We start from the raw sequence: 17,846 nt of genomic DNA, 5'->3' as shown, positions 1-17,846 counted from the left end.
CTTTTTATTTTGCTCTTTTCGAACAATGACAGGCTTAGCCCTTTATATTATTTTGAAGTACCTCTTTTAAATCTTCTAAATACTGTCTGCATTCCGGAAGAATTACCTGTGTTTTTGTGCTGTAGGAATCTGGTGTACTGGCAATCGCTCCTTTTGGAAGGGATACAGTCTGAGTATTCCCTAAGGGATCTCCTGTTTTATGCTGCCAGCATTGCAGGAGACTTCGCATTTCAACTTTCTGTTTTTCATATTCCGGACATCCGGCAAGATTATTCCGTTCCTGGGGATCACCGATTAAATCATATAATTCCTCCATAGGCAGCTTTTGTTCAAAAATACCGGCCTGATGAAAAATTTCTTTGGGCTGGCTGTCATCAATATGGCAGGGAATCTGATAAGGATATTCAGTCAGATAATGACGTATGTATTTGTAACGGTTGGTTCGGACAGCCCGGACAGGTTCGCAGGCAATATGATAATTAATTTCTCCATATATCTCGCTTCGGACTTCTGATGCTGTCTGGTTTAGAACCGGCAAAAAGGACACGCCCTGAAGCCACTCCGGCTTTGGCAGAGATAACAGTTCACAAAGTGTGGGATACAGATCAATCTGGGACAGCAAAGCATCTGAACTTTGAGTTGCGCTGGTTACTCCAGGTGCTTTGACGATCATTGCCACGCCGGTGCCGTCATCATAAAGCGTACACTTTGCCTTTGGAATTGGCAGACCATGGTCTGTGGTAAACACAATCACCGTCTTCTCATATTCCCCAAGGGCCTTTAATGTCTCAAGAATCTCTCCGCAATACCGGTCCATACGTTCTATTGCTATTTTTAATCGGGCCATATCCTGTCTTGTCCCGGATTGATCCGGCATTCCCTTTGGCGGCATAATATAGCTAAAGTCATAGTCTGACGGCAAATCCGGATATTCCCTATGGGTACAGCCATAGCCTACAGCCAGGTAAAACGGCCGGTCTGTAGTTTTTCTGGATTTTAAGTAATTAACTGCTGCCTTTGTTGCCATCTCATCCTGCATAGTGAGGAACTCTTCCTGGCGGATTCCTTTCTGGTAATAAGCTTCGGAATTTAATACCTTCTCATAGCCAAGCAATGACTCTGACCTTGATCTGATCTCATGCTGCACACCTGCCAGAACGGTCTCATACCCCTGCCGGCTTAAAAATGCTGCTAAATGTTTCTTTTTATCTGTAATATCAAATCCTCTGTGCGCCAGGCCGGTTAATCCATTATTATGTGGATATTGTCCTGTTAACAGTGCTCCCCTGCTTGGCGAGCAGGTGGGACTGGCACAATGCATGTTGCGAAGCAGCATCCCATCCCTTGCCAGCTGATTCAGATTGGGAGTTTCTACATTGTAACCGTAGATATTTAAGTATCTGCCTATATCATGAGTGTTTAAATATAATAGATTCAAAACAATCCTCCTTTTTACGGCTGAAAATATTTAATGTGCATTTATTAATTCATTTAATTAATTTTACTCTAACATATTGCACATATAATTTCAACTTGAAATTATATTATATTCTTACACAACAAAAAAAGCGGAATATGTATTTTATACACACTCCACTTTTCCACTCTGATCTTAGTTATTTCTGCTGCTGTAAATATTTACTCACAGTCCGCTGAAAAATCTTCATACTGCTGTCCACATTTTTATTTTCCTGCAGTATTTTGGAGACCTCTCCATCCGCCAGATTCATGACCTGCTGATACTGGAGAAGCTTGGGTTCGATGATTCCGTTTTCAATGACATGGCACAAGAGTGTGCTGCTTATAACCTGCTCCCCTTCATCCATGTCCTCCTGAAGGCAATTCACCCCTTCCTGGGAAGAAGCCACAGCTCTCAGTGCAGGCACTCCCTGGGAATAGCGGTAAACATCCATCTGCATTTCACCGGTATAGGTCAGTTGTTTTAAAAATTCCCAGGCAAGGGCTTCCTGTCTGGTTTTGCTGCCGATGCCGATTAGCAGGGCATCGACCTTGGATATATTTCCGCCTTCTTTATCTGCCGGAAACGTGATACAGTCCCACTGAAATTTGGTATATTTCTTAATCCGGTACGGATAGGTTTTGTAGGTTCGGTACTCTGCAAAGGTAAGAGGCATAAAAGCCACTCTTCCAGCATTGAAATCTTCCTGTGTTACGCTCTGCCCCTGATTAATATCATTCAGCCGTTTGATGTATTTAACCGCATTTAAGACCCGGCTGTCAGTAAAGGATATCTGAGCCTGATTGTTCTCGTATAGCTTGCCCCCGCACGTATATAAGGCATCCCGCCAGCTGTAATTATAAGTTCCGAACTGATCTAAAAGCCCATCCTGATCCGTATCTTTTGTAACCCTCTGACAAATCTCAGCCATATCTTCCCAGGTCCAGTCTTCCTTTGGCATATCAATTCCTTCTTTTGCAAGAAGAGACTTATTTACAAACATCAGAGTGGGAACCACTTCGTAGGGGAGGGCATACTGATGCCCCCCGTTCCGTCCGGTATCCAAAGCAGTTGCGAAAAAATCCTCTTTGTGAAAGCTGTCATCAGAGGACATTAAATCATCCAGATTCTTCATCACTCCAAGAGAAGTAAACTTATCAAAATCAGAATCCAGCACCATGAATACATCCGGAGTTTTTCCCTCTAAAAGCTTTCCTGCACACCACTCGGAGTAATCCTCTTTTGCAATTCCACTGTAATAGTGAATCTTAACATTGGGATGATTTTTTTCAAAATCTGCGATAGCCCGGTCGAATATTTTAAAACTGTTGGCACTGGCCACATCCCAGTTGCTTCCGGTAAACATACCAAATTCCAGAATAACGGGATGGCTGTTTTTATTGTAGAGAAAGAAGCAGGCCAAAAGCAGAAGCAAACCAATCATCCCACTTAAAAGAAAGCGCCTTTTTTTCATAAAGCCCCCTCTGTTTCCAAGGGCCGCCCTTCCACCTTATTTCTCACGTTGGTCTGTACTGCCCAGATTGCAAGCTGAGTCCGGTCTCTTAAATTCAGTTTATTTAAAATGGTGCTTAAATAATTTCGTACGGTCCCCTCTGATAAGTTTAAAGTACGGGCGATCTCCCGGTTGCTTGCTCCTTTTTCAACCTGGGCAATAATCTTCCATTCTGCTCTCGTCAGTTCATCCATATTCTTTTCTTTGACTGTAATGGAGTAATCGGCTTTTGCCATCTGGGAGAACAGCCTTAAAACCTTTGCTGTTATATCCGGATTAATCATTGCCCAGCCATTGTAGACAGTCGTAATCGCATTGGCCAGTTCTTCCATGGAGACTCCTTTTAATAAGTACCCGCTGGCACCGTATTTCAGGGCATTGTATACATATTCATCATCGTCAAAGGTGGTCAGTATGATGATTTTAATCTGAGGGCAGCTTTCTTTAATAAGTTTCGTGCACTGGACCCCATCCATTTTAGGCATACGCACATCCATTAAGATCACGTCCGGCTTATTTTTGCGGATGCACCGCATCACTTCCTGGCCGTCTGCCGCCACATCGGTAACGGTCATATCTTTCCTGCTGTTTAAGACAATCTGCAGACTCTGGCGTATCAGTTCCTGATCATCGGCAATCAATACTTTAATCATAGGTCTCTCCCCTCCGGATCGGTATTCTTGCATTTACGATAAAACCATCACTTCCATCAAATGTAACAGCTCCGTTCAGCATACGAATCCGCTCTTTCATATGCTTGGTGCCGAAACCGCTTTTCATTTCTTTACACCCAATTCCATTATCTTTAATCTGTATCAGAATATCTTCTTTTTCCATTTTCATGGTTACCCAGATCTCTTTTGCCTGCCCGTGGCGTATGGCATTGGTAATCCCTTCCTGAACCACACGGTAAATGGCATTTTCTTCGTCCTCACCGAATTTTAAATTACTTACCCGGCAGTCAAAATAGACTCTTGTTTCGGATACTGCATTGATGTCTGTTACCATCTTATTAATGGCAAACTCCAGACTGAATCGGTCCAGAGCATCGGGTCTTAGTTCGCTGACAGAACGGCGGATGTCCTTAATCCCGTCTCTGGTGACTTTACTTATCAGCTCCAGCTGCTTTTTTGTCTGTTCCGGTGAGATGCTGATAATCGCAATACAGGCATCAATTCCAGCGGAAATCCCAGTAAGTGTATGCCCCAGTGTATCATGAATTTCCCTCGCCAGACGGTTGCGTTCTCTGGTTTCCGCCATTTTTTCCGCCATAAGAGAATACTTTTGCAGCTGTTCGTTTACATCGTGGAGTTTTTCGTTTAATCCGTGTATTTCATCAATATTTCCCTGCTGCTCATTGATAATATTGACGCAGTAAGCAACAAAAAGGATTACATTCAAGGATATGAAAATGTTATAAACACTGAGAAAATACTGCTGTTTTGAGGCACTGTAAAATGCAATATAATCCTGTATGGAATACAGTCTGTAAGAGATTGACAGCAGTTCATAATCGGCTAGAATAAAACTTCCGATGGCAACGGCTGCCAGTATATATCTGGATTTTCCATTTTTTACATACAGAATAACATTGGAAAAAACCAGCAACAGGATTCCGTTATAGTTGAAATTCAGTTCAATGATAATGGCAAAGCAGGCAATAAAATCTGCAACCAGACTGGTTAAAATAACCTTGCTGTTATTGGGAAACAACCGGTCTCTGATCACCATGCTTAAGGTGAGAAATCCCAACAGCAGGGCGCACAGCCAGATCTTTGCATAGGGATACCAGACGATGGCCTGAATTTCATTTAAAAATTCTCTGGCATCGTAGGCTCTTCGGATTTTTTCAATTGTGGCGTATATAAAAGTGCTGATCCCCATTACGGATATAATATTAATAACCAGGATTGCGTTCTGCAAAATCCTGATCCTGCCGTTATATTTATTGTCTTCCATCTCTCACCTACTGCCAGCCGTCAATTTCGTATTCAGCCAGATTGTCCTTTGTGATAAAAGTACTGGACAGGCTGATATATGGGTCCACCGGTTCTCCGTTTAAGTACCGGTAGGCGGTTTCCGCAGCAACCCTTCCTATGGCTTTGGGACTTTGGGCACTGGTTCCGGTCACATACCCCATGTCCAGAATCGCCTTAAAGTCAGGAGATCCGTCTATTCCATAGATCAGGACTCCATCTTCCTTTCTGGCCTGCTGAAGTGCTGCCAGAGCCCCAAGAGCCGTAGGGTCGTTGCCCCCAAGAACCACATCAAACCCTTTATTCTGGCTTAAAAACTCTTCCATTACTTTGGACGAAACCTCAATTTCCCCTGCTGCCGCATGCCGGTATACCACCCGGTAGTTGGGATTGCCTGCAATGGCATCGGTAAACCCCTGTGCCCGGTAGGTAATAGACATCTGAATGGGATTATCCAGTATTACAATATCCGCAGATTTCCTGCGCTTCATCATATCCAGGGCGCAAAGCTGACCTGCCTGATAGTTGTCCGTTTCAATCACGGATATAACCAGATCCCGGTCCTTCACCACAGTATCCACGTTAATCACTGCCACGCCTGCTTTTTTACAGGCGAGTAAAGCCGGACGGACCTCTTCCCAGTCCACCGGATTTAAGAAAAGCATGCGGATTCCTTCGTCGATGAGTTCCTCAATCTGTTCATTCTGCTTCTTCTGATCCTGCAAGGGATCTCTGGTTAAAAGAATATCTCCATTGGCTTCCACCACTTCTTCAATCCCCTGTCCCAAAACATTAAAGTATGGATTATTCCGCGTCATATAGGTGGCACCAAATATGAGAGCTTCATGAGGAGGTGCTTCGTCCTTCCTCCTGCTGCAGCCGGCAAACAAGGCTACAGTCAGTGCAATTAAGAGAAATACCCCAGCCTTTCTCTTCATGTATAAACACCCCCGTGTTTTTTTATTTATTATACCACAAAAAGCGTTTCACTGTTAAGGAAACGCTCCCTGCTCTTAGCAGAATTCTAGCCCTTTTTCTTGTTCCGCAGGTAGTCTACAAATACTGCCAATAGAATGACAATCCCTTTTACTACATACTGCCAGAATGAGTTGACATTCAGAAGATTCAGTCCGTTGTTTAATACACCAATGATCAGTCCTCCGATAATGGTGCCTCCGATTTTACCGGAACCGCCTGCCATGGAAGTTCCTCCAACCACAACTGCCGCAATGGCGTCCATTTCTGCTCCGTCTCCTGCAGTGGGCTGGCCGGAATACATGCGGGAAGCAAGAACAACACCTGCAAGACCTGCCATAAGTCCGGAATAGGTATGTACCAGTAATTTTACTCTTGCCGTACTGATTCCGGAGAATCTGGCTGCCTGGGAATTCCCTCCCACTGCATAGATGTGGCGTCCCAGCTTTGTCTTATTCATAATAACTGCAGTAATGATTAATACAAATACCAGGATTATAACAGGGGTGGGAACTCCTCCGATGTAGCCGGCACCAAGAAACTGCCATTTCTTCGTAACGACTCTTACGGGAGAACCGCCGGTATAAACGTAAGCCAGACCTTTCGCCACATTCATGGTGGCAAGTGTGACAATAAACGGCGGAATGGTTGTTTTGGAAATTACTACGCCGTTTGCCATACCAACTGCCGTACCGATGAGAATACCGATTAATATGGCCGCAAATATGGGAAGATTGTAACGTGCCACACAGCCTGCTGCCACACAGCCGGACAGGGCTATAATGGAACCTACGGAAAGGTCGATTCCTCCTAAAATAATTACCATGGTCATTCCGCATGCAAGAAATAAGTTGGAAGAAATCTGCCTCAGTACATTAAATATATTTTTATGTGTCAGAAACACACCGCTGGTCTTTGGAAATATGGACAGGAAAATACACAGAATCAGCAGTGCACCGATAATTCCGATGTTATCTTTTAAATACTGTTTTACATTTTTTTGAATTCTTGTTGTCATCTGATTTCTCCCTCTTTCCTACTTGGCTGCCAGCTTCATAATCTGTTCCTGGGTTATGTTTTCGCTATGGTGGAAACAGCCGGTGGTTCTACCGTCACACATGACATATACCCGGTCGCTCATGTTAAGAATTTCCGGCAGTTCGGAAGAAATCATGATAATTGACATTCCCTCTTTGACCAGCTCATTCATGGTTGCATATATTTCAGATTTCGCCCCTACATCCACGCCTCTGGTTGGCTCATCAAGAATCAGGATGTCAGGTGAGGTGGCAAGCCATCTTCCGATCATGACCTTCTGCTGGTTTCCGCCGGATAAGTTTCCAATCAGCTGTTCCTGGGATGGAGTCTTCGTATCCATCATTTCAATATATTTTCCGGTTATTTCTTCTTCTTTTTTCTGATTGACAAATATGCCTTTGATAAAAGATTGAAGCACTTCTATTGTAGAGTTAAAGCGTACGCTCTGTACCGGATAAAGGCCTTCCTGCTTCCGGTCCTCCGGCACCAGTGCTATTTTGTAGTTCATGGCATCTAACGGTGATCTGATCTTTGCCGGTTTTCCGTTTACATAGATTTCTCCGGACAGACATGGGGTCAGCCCAAAAATACATTTCATGGTTTCACTTCTGCCTGCTCCCACTAATCCGGCAAAGCCGATGATCTCTCCCTGACGCAGTTCAAAGCTGGCGCCCTTTACCATCTTGCCGTCTGTTATGTTTTCACATTTTAATACAACATCACCCGGTTCTTTATAATCCCGGGTATAATATTTTGTCAGTTCCCGCCCAACCATCATGGAGATTAACTGGTCTCTTGAAGTGTCCTTCACAACTTTTGTTCCTACATAGGTGCCGTCCCTTAAAACAGTCACCCGGTCGCAGATCTGCTCTAACTCATCCATTTTATGGGAAATATATATAATTCCTACCCCTTTCTGGGTCAGTATACGCATGGTCTGAAACAGGAATTCCACCTCTTTATCCGATATGGAGGAGGTTGGTTCATCCATGACAAGTATCTTGGAACGGTAGGAAATGGCTTTTACGATTTCCACCATCTGCTGCTGGGCAATGGTTAAATCCTTGACAAAGGCTCCCGGAGAGATGCTCATATGATAATCATCTAAGAGCGTTCCTGCTTCCCGTTCCATTGTTTCATGATCTATAAAACCGCCTTTTCCAGGTTCCCGTCCAAGGAAGATATTTTCTGCCACGGTCATATGAGGGACCAGTACCAGTTCCTGATGGATGATGGAAATTCCATTGGCATGAGAAGCATTTACTCCGTCAATGACCACGTTCTGTCCTTCAATGAAAATTTCTCCCTCTTCTGCAATGTAGATTCCGCCTAATACCTTGATTAACGTGGATTTTCCAGCCCCGTTTTCACCAAGAAGGGCATGAACCTCCCCTGGGAACAGTTCAAAATCCACTCCCTGCAATGCATTGACTCCTGGGAAGGATTTGTGTATATTTTTCATTTGAAGCAGAATTTTTTCACTCATATATTCACCTGCCTGTTCGTTATCCATTTATGACGTCAGTCTGGAAAAAAGGTACCGCCTCCCGGTGCATGTAACACGCTTGTTCCAGGAGGCATAGTTCCTCTTATCTGTATTTACTGCCAGCCGTCTGTGCCATAATCCTTTACATTCTCTGATGTAATGAGGAATGTTTCCACGGGATACCGGTCAGCGACTTCTTCCCCGTTTAAGTAGGAGTACATAATGTTAACTGCAGACTGAGCAATTTTAACTGGTGACTGAGCGCCGCTTCCTTCAATGAGGGAAGTGCCGGAAGCCATTTCTGCCTTAATATCAGGAGAACCGTCCACACCATAGATTTTGCAGTCCTTGATTCCTGCAGCGTTAGCAGCTGCCAGTGCGCCCAGTGCGGTGGGATCATTTCCGCCGAAGATGGCAACTACATTCCCATGAGCCTGAAGTAAATCTTCTGCAATTCCCATGGAGACCTCTAAATTTCCCTTTGCATCCTGCTGGGCAACAATATTGAAATTGTGGTTTTTAATGGCATCCAAAAATCCGTTTGTTCTGTCTGTTACGGAATTCATGGTTGGGGAATCAAGAACAATGATATCTCCGCCATTTGGACATTTCTTTACTAAATCTTCTCCGCATACGAAACCTGCATTATAGTTATCAGATCCGGTGTAAGAAATCAGATAGGACATATCAGCTACTTCTGTATCAAAGCCTACCGTTGGTATCTTTGCTTCTTTTAACTGATCCAGAGCAGGAAGGATTCCTTCTGCTTCTGCCGGATTCATAAACATGGCATCAATTTTCTGTGAGACCAAATCCTCAACCTGGGTGATCTGAAGCGTTACATCATTGGCCGGATCAACTGAAACCAGTTCGTCTCCCTGGGCTTCAATCATTTCCCGCATGGTCTTTTCGATTGTTACAAAGAATGGATTGGTACCGTCCATACAGGTATATCCGAATTTATAATGCTTACTTGGATCTTTCTTTTTTACATTTGCGTCTGCCATGTTTACAGATGATTCTGATTTTACCGCAGCTTTGGTTTCTGTTTTTTCTTCAGCTTTTGTTTCAGCCTTTGTTTCCGCTTTTGTAGTTTCCGCTGCTTTTGTTGTTTCAGGCGCCTTTGTTTCTGGTTCCCCATTGCTGCAGCCTGCCATAGACATTCCGGCAAGAGCTGCGCACATCAGAATTGCGGCAAGCTTTTTTGTGCTTTTTTTCATGGTAAATCCTCCTTATACATTATATAATTGTGTGATATGCTACATAAATATCATATCACTCTGGTGATTTTAAAACATGTGCACAATGTAATTAGTTTTTCATTACATTTGTCATATTTAATATGCTGTATTAAGTAAATCTGGATTTCCCATGGCTGAATTTTCATCACTTTGCACAATTACTCTGCCTTGGGGTACTCGTTGCAAAGGAGGCGGTAAGGGGGCTCGTCTTCCTCTATTTTGGGGAAGCGTCCGATTGGCTGGTAAAATCGATTGTCTTCCTGATCATCGTTGCACATGGATACTTCACCAAGCAGCACCGGACCAGAATGGGGCTCCACATGAAAGTCATGGTAGAGATAAGGATAAATGGTAATGCTTTCCCCAGGGTGGAGTGTTACCACGGTTCCGGCAGGAACCATATAAGTTCTTCCATCCCTGTTAACTGTTACGTCAGAATCAGAAAAACCGCCGTCTGGGCCGGACTCGTAAACACGGATCTGCACGTTGCCTCCCCCTCTGTTTATAATGTCCTCCATTTTAGTCCAGTGAAAATGCATGGCAGCTGACTGTCCTTCTTTTAAGAAGAGCAGCTTTTCTGCATAGGTTTTTGTATATTTCTTTTGCTTTACATTCCCATTTCGAAGAGTAATCAGTGAAAAACCGGTCTGGTCAAAATCCCCCAGTCCGAAATCCGTAATATCCCAGCCAAGCATATTGTCACGGATTTCATCGTATTCATGTCCTTTTTTCTTCCATTCCTCAGGAGTGAAGCCGCAAAAAGGCGGAAGGGAAAATCCACATATCTGAATCATCTGTTCCATATCCTTTAAGGCTTTGTTAATTTCAGAACGTTTCATCGCATTTAGCTCTCTTTCTGTTCCATACCAGAAAATACTTTAATGGTATGAAGCACGTCTTTTTTCATCGCCTCCACTCCCCAAAGGGTCACATCATGGTAAAAAACCACATCCTCAGCCTTAGCGGCTTTTTCTTTCACAAACATGCCGCCGGCTTTTGCCAGATAGGTATAATAATTAATCTTACGGACCCCACGTTTGATGCACTGATAAAAATCTTCATCGCTGATTCCGGAACCTCCGTGCATGACAATGGGGAGAGCCACTTTGTCCCGAATCCGGCTGATTCTGTCAAGGTCCAGATTGGGCTTTTTTAAATAGAGTCCGTGTACAGTGCCAAAGGAACAGGCCAATGCGTCAATTCCGGTAAGCGAAGTAAATGCTTCCGCCTGATCGGGATCTGTGTAGCAGCTTTCCGCCGCTTCATTTCCCTCGTCTTCTCCCACGCTTTTGAATTCTTCTCTGCCCATTGCACCGATTTCGCCTTCAACGGAAGCTCCATATGCAGCCGCAAGTTCTACTGCAATCTGAGTACCTGCTGCATTTTCCTCAAAAGACAGGGCGGAACCATCGTACATAATGGAGGTGAATCCCATGTCCAGGGCCTGTTTTAACTTCTTAAAATCATCTCCGTGATCTAAGTGTACTGCTACGGGGACGGCAGCATGTTCTGCCATCATAACCATAATGGGGCCCATTACGGTAAGGGGGATAATTGTTTCATGGACAGGTGCAAACTGTAAAATGACCGGCTGTCCCGTCTCCTCCGCGGCTCCTAATACTGCCTGGATTCCTTCCAGAGAAGTGATATTAAAGGCACCTACCGCGATGTTTCTGGCTTCTGCCAGGTTGAGAATTGATTTCATGGTAACAAGCATATGTAATTCCTCCTTTTTATTTATGGCAGGATTCGTATCTGTTCTTCCCACCCGTTATTGATTTTTTCCTCTAATGTTCTGAAAGGCAGCAGCCCGCTTACTGTATCATAAGCAGTCACACAGGAAGCACCTGTTGCCGCCGCAAGTTTCACACATTCTTCTGGAGAACGTCTCTCCAGCATGGCTTTAATAAATGCGGCAATACTGGTATCTCCGGCTCCGGTGGCAGAAAGAATCCGGTCTGGCAGAAAGCTGTTCTGGAAGTAAGAAATATCTGCCCAGCCTTTTAAGATATCCGGGCCATCAGCAAATGCCTGTTTTGAAGCTGTCTTTAAGAACATTCCGGATGCACCGCATTTTAAAAGAACTGCCTTTGCGCCCAGCTGCAGGGCCTGGTCTGCAATGGTTTCCACATCTTTCTTTAAAGAGAGAATGGAGGTAATATCATCGCCGTCAGCAATTTCCTGCCATTTCTCATAGAGGGGGCGGTTTAACAAAAACCCCAGTTCTTCGATACTGGGTACAAAAAAATCCACATAGGGAAGCACGGAATCAAAAATCCGGTCCCAGCAGCAGGATGCAGCTTCCGAATCCGGATCCACCGCCGCCAGATCCAGCGAAGTGGTTAGTCCAAGCTCTTTGATGCGGCAAAAAAGCGCTTTTAATTCCTGCCCATCATTCTGGAAAAACCGTTTCATCAATGTTGGATAACCAAAATGAAAATGAGCTGCTTTTGCCACTTTACTAAAATCCACATGTTCAAAGCCAAAGGTGTCATTACAACCGGGATTATGAAGAAATAACCGGTCAACCCCCTGTGGTGCCAGAACAATTGTGTAGGATGTATCCTCTCCGGGAATAACCGTAATACAGCTTTCACACCCTCTTTTCTGTATCTTTCCTTTTAGGATCTGTCCAAAGTCATCATCCCCTGTGTTTGCCATTAAAAGGACATCTGCTCCCAGAGCATGCAGCCCAAGCCCTGTGTTAAAAACCGCTCCGCCTCCGGATATGTTGGCGTTTCCCACTTCTAAAAGTTTACCGGGCTGGAAGGACTTTAAAATTTTCCTTCCGTCACTGCTTTTAAAGACCGGTGTAATATCCAGTGAAATGTGTCCGGCAACAATTATTTTTTTATTTCCCGCCTCATCTGGCATATAAATACCCCCTTTCCTGTCTTCATCATAACAACCACAGGAGGAAAGTCAATAATATTTATGCATATATCACTATACGGCTCATCTATATGACAAATGTCATGTGCATATTGCACAATGTGTTTTTCTTTCCCACTTAAGATTCTAACGATATAAAAACTTTTTCATTTATCTGTTGACAAATGAATACAAAGTCCTTATATTAATTGTTAATATAAAAAACTTCATACGAAATATGAAAGACGAAGACGTTTCCTGCAAGGAAATTCCCTTCGTCTTTTTTATTTGTTCGTACGTTTCATGAAGCTGCCGGAAGGAGGTATATATGGTTGTACAGTATTGGCGTGGATATAGGAACCAGTACAACGGAAATTATTATCAGTAATATTAAGATCTCAACCAGACTGGGGTCTTCCCTTCTTCCAACGACAAAAATCGAAGAGACTGAGGTTATCTATCGAAGTCCGGTTATCTTCACACCACTTGTTTCAAAAGATACCATAGATTTTGAACAGATCCGGAAACGGGTAAAGGCGGCTATGAAAGAAAGTGGAATTGATAAAGAGAACATAGAAACCGGGGCCGTTATCATTACGGGGGAAACAGCCAGAAAGGAAAATGCCCGGCAGGTAAACATCTGGTTATCAGAGTACCTGGGTGATTTTGTTGTTGCTACCGCAGGCCCAAGGCTGGAAGCGGTTTTAGCCGGAAGGGGAGCCGGAATCAGCGAAGAATCAAAAAGAAAGAGCAGAAGAATCATTAACCTGGATATCGGCGGGGGAACCTTAAATGCGGCTGTATTTGACAGTGGTATCTGTACAGATTCCTTTGCAATGGACATTGGGGGACGGCTGATTAAACTGGATGATACTGGCAACGTAACCTATATTTCAGACCGGATTCTCCATATAATTACCAGTCATAAGCTGGCAATCAGACAGGGGGAAACTGCTGATATCAAAGTGCTGGAACGTTTTTGCACTTATCTGGCAGACAGCTGCCTTCAGGCACTGGGATTACGTGAAATGAATGAGGATACTCTCCCGCTATACATCACAGATTTCACCATTCCGGAGAATCTTGATTTCATATCCATATCCGGTGGAGTGGGCGAATACGTGGGATCATCAAACGAAAGGAAAGACCAGGCAGAATGGTTTCAGTATGGAGACATCGGTCCTTTACTTGGAAGTAAAATTACTCAGGCTCTTGCCCCCTATAAGAGCAGACTTATCATTCCAGAGGAAAAAATAAGGGCAACTGTTATCGGAGCAGGAAGCCACTCTCTGTCCGTCAGCGGAAGTACGGTAGGTGTTGAACCTTCTATTTTACCTATGCGAAATATTCCCATAGTAAAATGCCCGGCAGCTGCCAGCCAGTGGGATGATGTATTCAGAAGTACCAGACCTCTTATGGAGCTTTACGGGGATGAGGTTCTTGCAGTGAGTATAAAGGGGAAAAAAAGTCCCGGATACGGAGAACTTAAACTTCTTGCAGATCAGATTGCCAGACTTTATGAGGGATTAAAAAGTCCTGTAATTGTGCTTTTAAAAGAAGACTTTGCAAAAGCACTGAGTCAGATGATCCGGATTCATACAACGTGCAGCAAACCGGTTATCTGCCTGGATCAGATCCAGTTTGAAGCCGGTGATTACATAGATATCGGATCACCGGTTGGAAGCGCAGTCCCCGTTGTGATTAAAACATTAGTGTATCAATAAAAACATGAAAAATCAGGAGGATTCCATTATGGAAGAAAAAAATTTGAACAAAGCTCTTACACCGGTTAAGCTATGGGCGATTATTGTAGGTGCAGTTGTATCCGGTATGTATTTTGGCTGGAATTACCTGTTTGAAAAGACTAATTTTACAGGAGCTTTAATCGCAACATTTATCGTTACACTTTTTTATGTCTCATTTGTCTTTTGTTACTCTGAGCTGGCAACGGCCATCCCGTCTGCAGCTGGTCCAACCGCATATGCAGAAAAATCATTCGGCAAGTTCGCCGGTTTTATAGCTGGTTTCTCCATACTCCTTGAGTATATCTTTGCAACACCAGGAATTGCACTTTCCATTGGTGCATATGTTCATGGACTGCTTCCTGTTATCCCGGCAAATATCGCCGCTGTCACTGCCTTTTGTATCTTTGTATTTATCAATATCAAGGGAATTGAGTCTGCCGCCATCGTCAGCGTGATTGTTACGGCAGTGGCGATTCTTGGAGTAGCTGTTTATTTTATCCTTGGAATTCCAACCGTAGATGTACACGGCCTGTTCTCTTCTGGAGCTTCCATGAACGGTATGCATGGCATATTTGCTGCCATTCCATTTGTGGTCTGGTTTTATCTGGCTGTGGAGTCAGGAGCAATGGGGGCGGAAGAATGTAAAAATCCGCAAAAAGACATACCAAAAGCATTTATATCCGGAATCGGCGCACTGGTTGTTATGGCAGTTGCTGTCCTTATTGTCACTGCCGGAAACTCTGCCACGGATTTATCGGCGGTTGCCTCCACCGATAACCCACTTCCGGCGATTCTGTCAAAAGTCTATGGGGAAAATTCATTCCTTGTAAAATTAGTGGGATTTTTTGGATTATTCGGTCTGGCTGCCAGTCTCCATGGAATTATGATCGGATATTCCAGGCAGGCATACGCCATGTCCAGAAGCGGTTATCTTCCAAAAGCGCTTTCAAATCTTGATAAAAATGGTACTCCGGTTTTTGCTCTTGTGAGCACCAGCCTGATTGGTCTCTTCTTTGTAATCACCGGAAATGTAGGCAGCCTGGTTGTTTTCTCCTGCATCGGCTCGTCAGTAATGGCAGTTTTATCCATTGCCTCCTGGTTTGTTCTCAGGAAAAAAGAGCCGGCACTGGCACGTCCATACCGTTTAAAATCCGCCCTGATTCCAACCATTGCAGCAATTACCTGTGCGGTAGTCGTAGTTGCCCTCGTGGTTTCTCAGGCCTCTCTTTTGTCCCTGGCTGCCATTGTTTATGCAGCTGCTATTCTTTATTATCTTATAAAAGACAAGGTTTTTGCAAATGGATTTGTATCCACAGAAAATGAAATGGAAGCATAGGAGGCCGGAACGGTGAAATTAAAGACAAGATTATTCGGTAAAACCTACGAATTTCGATCCGTCAGGGAAGTCCTGGCAAAAGCAAATGAAGAAAAATCCGGTGACACACTGGCTGGAATTGCCGCAGCAGATGCAGCAGAACGCATTGCTGCCAAAGTTGTACTTGCCGATTTATCCGTTTCTGATTTACGCAATCATCCCGTAGTTGATTATGAAATTGATGAAGTTACAAGAGTTATTCAGGATGGAGTGGATGAGGAGGCCTATAAAAAAATCAAATCCATAACCCTTGGAGAACTAAGGGAATTTATTCTGGCCTCTCCTGCTGCTGCCATTGAAGAAATTCGTGATGGTCTCACTGCAGAGGTAATAGCAGGTGTGACAAAGCTGATGAGTAATCTTGACATTATTGTGGCTTCTAAAAAACTGATTGTTCCGGCAACCTGTAATACAACAATCGGTCTTCCGGGAACCCTTGCCTCCAGGCTGCAGCCCAATCATCCCACAGACAGTTTTGAAGGGGTTATGGCATCTGTCTTTGAAGGAATTTCCTATGCAAACGGCGATGCATTGATTGGTTTAAATCCTGCCATAGATACGGTGGAGCAAACGGATAAAATTCTGCGGGCTTTCCGTGATTTTATGGATCAATGGCAGATCCCCACTCAGAACTGCGTTCTCTCCCACGTGACCACCCAGATGGAGGCTTTAAAAAAAGGCAGCCCAATGGATTTAATGTTTCAATCCATTGCCGGATCACAGATCTCCAATACGGCATTTGGAATCAGCACTGCCTTAATGGATGAGGCTTATGAGCTGATGAAGGAAAAGAAAAGCTCCAAAGGTCCCAACTTCATGTACTTTGAAACAGGTCAGGGGTCTGAACTTTCCTCAGAAGGTCATCACGATGCGGATCAGCTGGTAATGGAGGCACGGTGCTATGGATTTGCCAAGCGTTACCACCCTTACTGCGTCAATACCGTAGTAGGTTTTATCGGACCGGAATATTTATATGACGGAGCTCAGGTAATCCGGGCTGGACTGGAAGATCATTTTATGGGAAAACTCACCGGTATTCCCATGGGCTGTGATGTCTGTTATACCAATCATATGAAAGCCAGTCAGAATGACCTGGAAAACTTAGGAGTCCTCCTTGCCAGCGCCGGTGTCAATTATGTAATGGGAATACCGGCAGGGGATGATATTATGCTGATGTATCAGTCATCCAGTTATCATGACGCGGCAGCCTTTCGGGAAACAAGCGGAAAACGCCCCATGAGGGAATTTGAAAAACGCATGGAGGAACTGGGTATTATGGAAGACGGACAACTGACGGAACGCGCCGGTGATCCCTCTGTTTTCACACAGGAGGTGAAGTAAATGGATCAGGATCTTGTAAGGGATATCTCTTCTCTTGATTTAACAGAACGGGTAACAATAAACCAGCCGGCAGACCTTCAATCCTGTGTCAGTTTAAAGAAGACTACGGCTGCAAGAATCTGTGTGGGTAAGGCTGGGACCAGGCTGAAAACGGAAACCTATCTCCGATTCCGTGCTGATCATGCTGTCGCCATGGATGCAGTCTGGTCAGAGGTGGATGAAAAAGTGGTGGATCAGCTGGGATTTTTAAAGGTTGAGAGTTTATGCAAAAATAAAGATGAATATATAACAAGGCCGGATCTTGGAAGACGTTTTTCCGATGAAACCCTGAAAATAATCACGGAAAACTGCAGACACGATGCAGATGTGCAGATTATCGCCGGTGACGGTCTTAGTTCTCCTGCAATTACCAGTAATCTTCCGGATATTTATCCCATGCTTATGGATGGACTGAAAGAAAAGGGCTATACCACAGGTGATCCAATCTTTGTTAAATTTGCAAGGGTTGCCACTATGGACCGGATCAGTGAAGCATTACATGCGAAAATCACCATTATTCTCATAGGAGAAAGACCTGGTCTTGCAACCGGAGAAAGCTTAAGTGCCTATATGGCATATGAAGCAAGTACGAAAAAGCCGGAATCCCAGAGAACGGTGGTCTCGAACATCCATAAGAATGGAATGCCCCCGGTAGAAGCTGGTGCACAGATTATTTCAATTGTGGATGCAATGATGGAAGCAAAAACCAGCGGAATCGATTTAAAATTATAAATACAAACCAGGCGGGGTACGGATTCCTTAAAAGGAACTCATACCCCGCCTGATT

At 44.1% G+C, this 17,846-nt stretch carries 15 protein-coding genes; 4 read left to right on the top strand and 11 right to left on the bottom strand.

What is annotated here, in order from left to right:
• Positions 1-34: 34 nt before the first annotated feature.
• The 11 genes from BXY41_RS07770 to BXY41_RS07720 all read right to left on the bottom strand — a co-directional run bounded on the left by BXY41_RS07770 (position 35) and on the right by BXY41_RS07720 (position 12,562).
• Positions 35-1,438, bottom strand: coding sequence for a sulfatase family protein (locus BXY41_RS07770; RefSeq protein ID WP_170072257.1), 1,404 nt, complete (start codon positions 1,436-1,438; stop codon positions 35-37).
• A 178-nt stretch (positions 1,439-1,616) separates the two neighbouring features.
• A complete protein-coding gene (locus BXY41_RS07765; protein ID WP_104436248.1) occupies positions 1,617-2,933 on the bottom strand; it encodes an ABC transporter substrate-binding protein in 1,317 nt (438 codons plus the stop codon).
• The gene (locus tag BXY41_RS07760) at positions 2,930-3,625 is read right to left on the bottom strand and encodes a response regulator transcription factor (protein WP_104436247.1); all 696 of its coding nucleotides are present in this window, start codon (positions 3,623-3,625) and stop codon (positions 2,930-2,932) included. Before BXY41_RS07760 ends, BXY41_RS07765 begins: the two co-directional genes overlap by 4 nt.
• Entirely contained in the window at positions 3,618-4,931 is a 1,314-nt protein-coding gene (locus BXY41_RS07755; RefSeq protein WP_104436246.1) for a sensor histidine kinase, read from the bottom strand. Before BXY41_RS07755 ends, BXY41_RS07760 begins: the two co-directional genes overlap by 8 nt.
• 7 nt (positions 4,932-4,938) lie before the next feature.
• Complete coding sequence (locus tag BXY41_RS07750; RefSeq protein WP_104436245.1) at positions 4,939-5,886, bottom strand: sugar ABC transporter substrate-binding protein; 948 nt, start codon at positions 5,884-5,886, stop codon at positions 4,939-4,941.
• An 86-nt stretch (positions 5,887-5,972) separates the two neighbouring features.
• Entirely contained in the window at positions 5,973-6,941 is a 969-nt protein-coding gene (locus BXY41_RS07745; protein ID WP_104436244.1) for an ABC transporter permease, read from the bottom strand.
• Between the two features lie 18 nt (positions 6,942-6,959).
• On the bottom strand, positions 6,960-8,447 hold the full coding sequence (locus BXY41_RS07740) for a sugar ABC transporter ATP-binding protein (protein ID WP_104436317.1): 1,488 nt from the start codon (positions 8,445-8,447) through the stop codon (positions 6,960-6,962).
• A 113-nt stretch (positions 8,448-8,560) separates the two neighbouring features.
• Positions 8,561-9,667, bottom strand: a complete 1,107-nt coding sequence (locus BXY41_RS07735) for a sugar ABC transporter substrate-binding protein (protein ID WP_104436243.1) — start codon at positions 9,665-9,667, stop codon at positions 8,561-8,563.
• A gap of 179 nt (positions 9,668-9,846) precedes the next feature.
• Entirely contained in the window at positions 9,847-10,527 is a 681-nt protein-coding gene (locus BXY41_RS07730) for a D-lyxose/D-mannose family sugar isomerase (RefSeq protein ID WP_104436242.1), read from the bottom strand.
• Positions 10,528-10,532: 5 nt separating this feature from the next.
• Complete coding sequence (locus BXY41_RS07725) at positions 10,533-11,405, bottom strand: class II fructose-bisphosphate aldolase (RefSeq protein ID WP_104436241.1); 873 nt, start codon at positions 11,403-11,405, stop codon at positions 10,533-10,535.
• 20 nt (positions 11,406-11,425) lie between these two features.
• Positions 11,426-12,562 carry a carbohydrate kinase family protein gene (locus BXY41_RS07720; RefSeq protein ID WP_104436240.1) on the bottom strand — a complete coding sequence of 379 codons (1,137 nt, stop codon included), beginning with the start codon at positions 12,560-12,562 and terminating at the stop codon, positions 11,426-11,428.
• A 329-nt stretch (positions 12,563-12,891) separates the two neighbouring features.
• On the opposite strand from BXY41_RS07720, the gene BXY41_RS07715 reads away from it, so the two are divergent.
• Genes BXY41_RS07715 through eutC form a run of 4 tightly spaced genes read left to right on the top strand, consistent with a single transcriptional unit; the run spans position 12,892 to position 17,791 of the window.
• The gene (locus BXY41_RS07715) at positions 12,892-14,283 is read left to right on the top strand and encodes an ethanolamine ammonia-lyase reactivating factor EutA (RefSeq protein WP_242980098.1); all 1,392 of its coding nucleotides are present in this window, start codon (positions 12,892-12,894) and stop codon (positions 14,281-14,283) included.
• A 28-nt stretch (positions 14,284-14,311) separates the two neighbouring features.
• Positions 14,312-15,640 (top strand): ethanolamine permease, encoded by a 1,329-nt coding sequence (gene eat, locus BXY41_RS07710; protein WP_104436238.1) that lies wholly within the window; start codon positions 14,312-14,314, stop codon positions 15,638-15,640.
• 12 nt (positions 15,641-15,652) lie between these two features.
• Positions 15,653-17,020, top strand: coding sequence for an ethanolamine ammonia-lyase subunit EutB (locus tag BXY41_RS07705; RefSeq protein ID WP_104436237.1), 1,368 nt, complete (start codon positions 15,653-15,655; stop codon positions 17,018-17,020).
• The gene (eutC, locus tag BXY41_RS07700; RefSeq protein ID WP_104436236.1) at positions 17,021-17,791 is read left to right on the top strand and encodes an ethanolamine ammonia-lyase subunit EutC; all 771 of its coding nucleotides are present in this window, start codon (positions 17,021-17,023) and stop codon (positions 17,789-17,791) included.
• Positions 17,792-17,846: the final 55 nt, after the last annotated feature.

This window comes from Lacrimispora xylanisolvens, from assembly GCF_002934545.1.
Lineage (GTDB): Bacteria > Bacillota > Clostridia > Lachnospirales > Lachnospiraceae > Lacrimispora > Lacrimispora xylanisolvens.
Note: the sequence above shows the minus strand (reverse complement) of the source record. Positions and strands in the feature narration are given on the sequence as shown.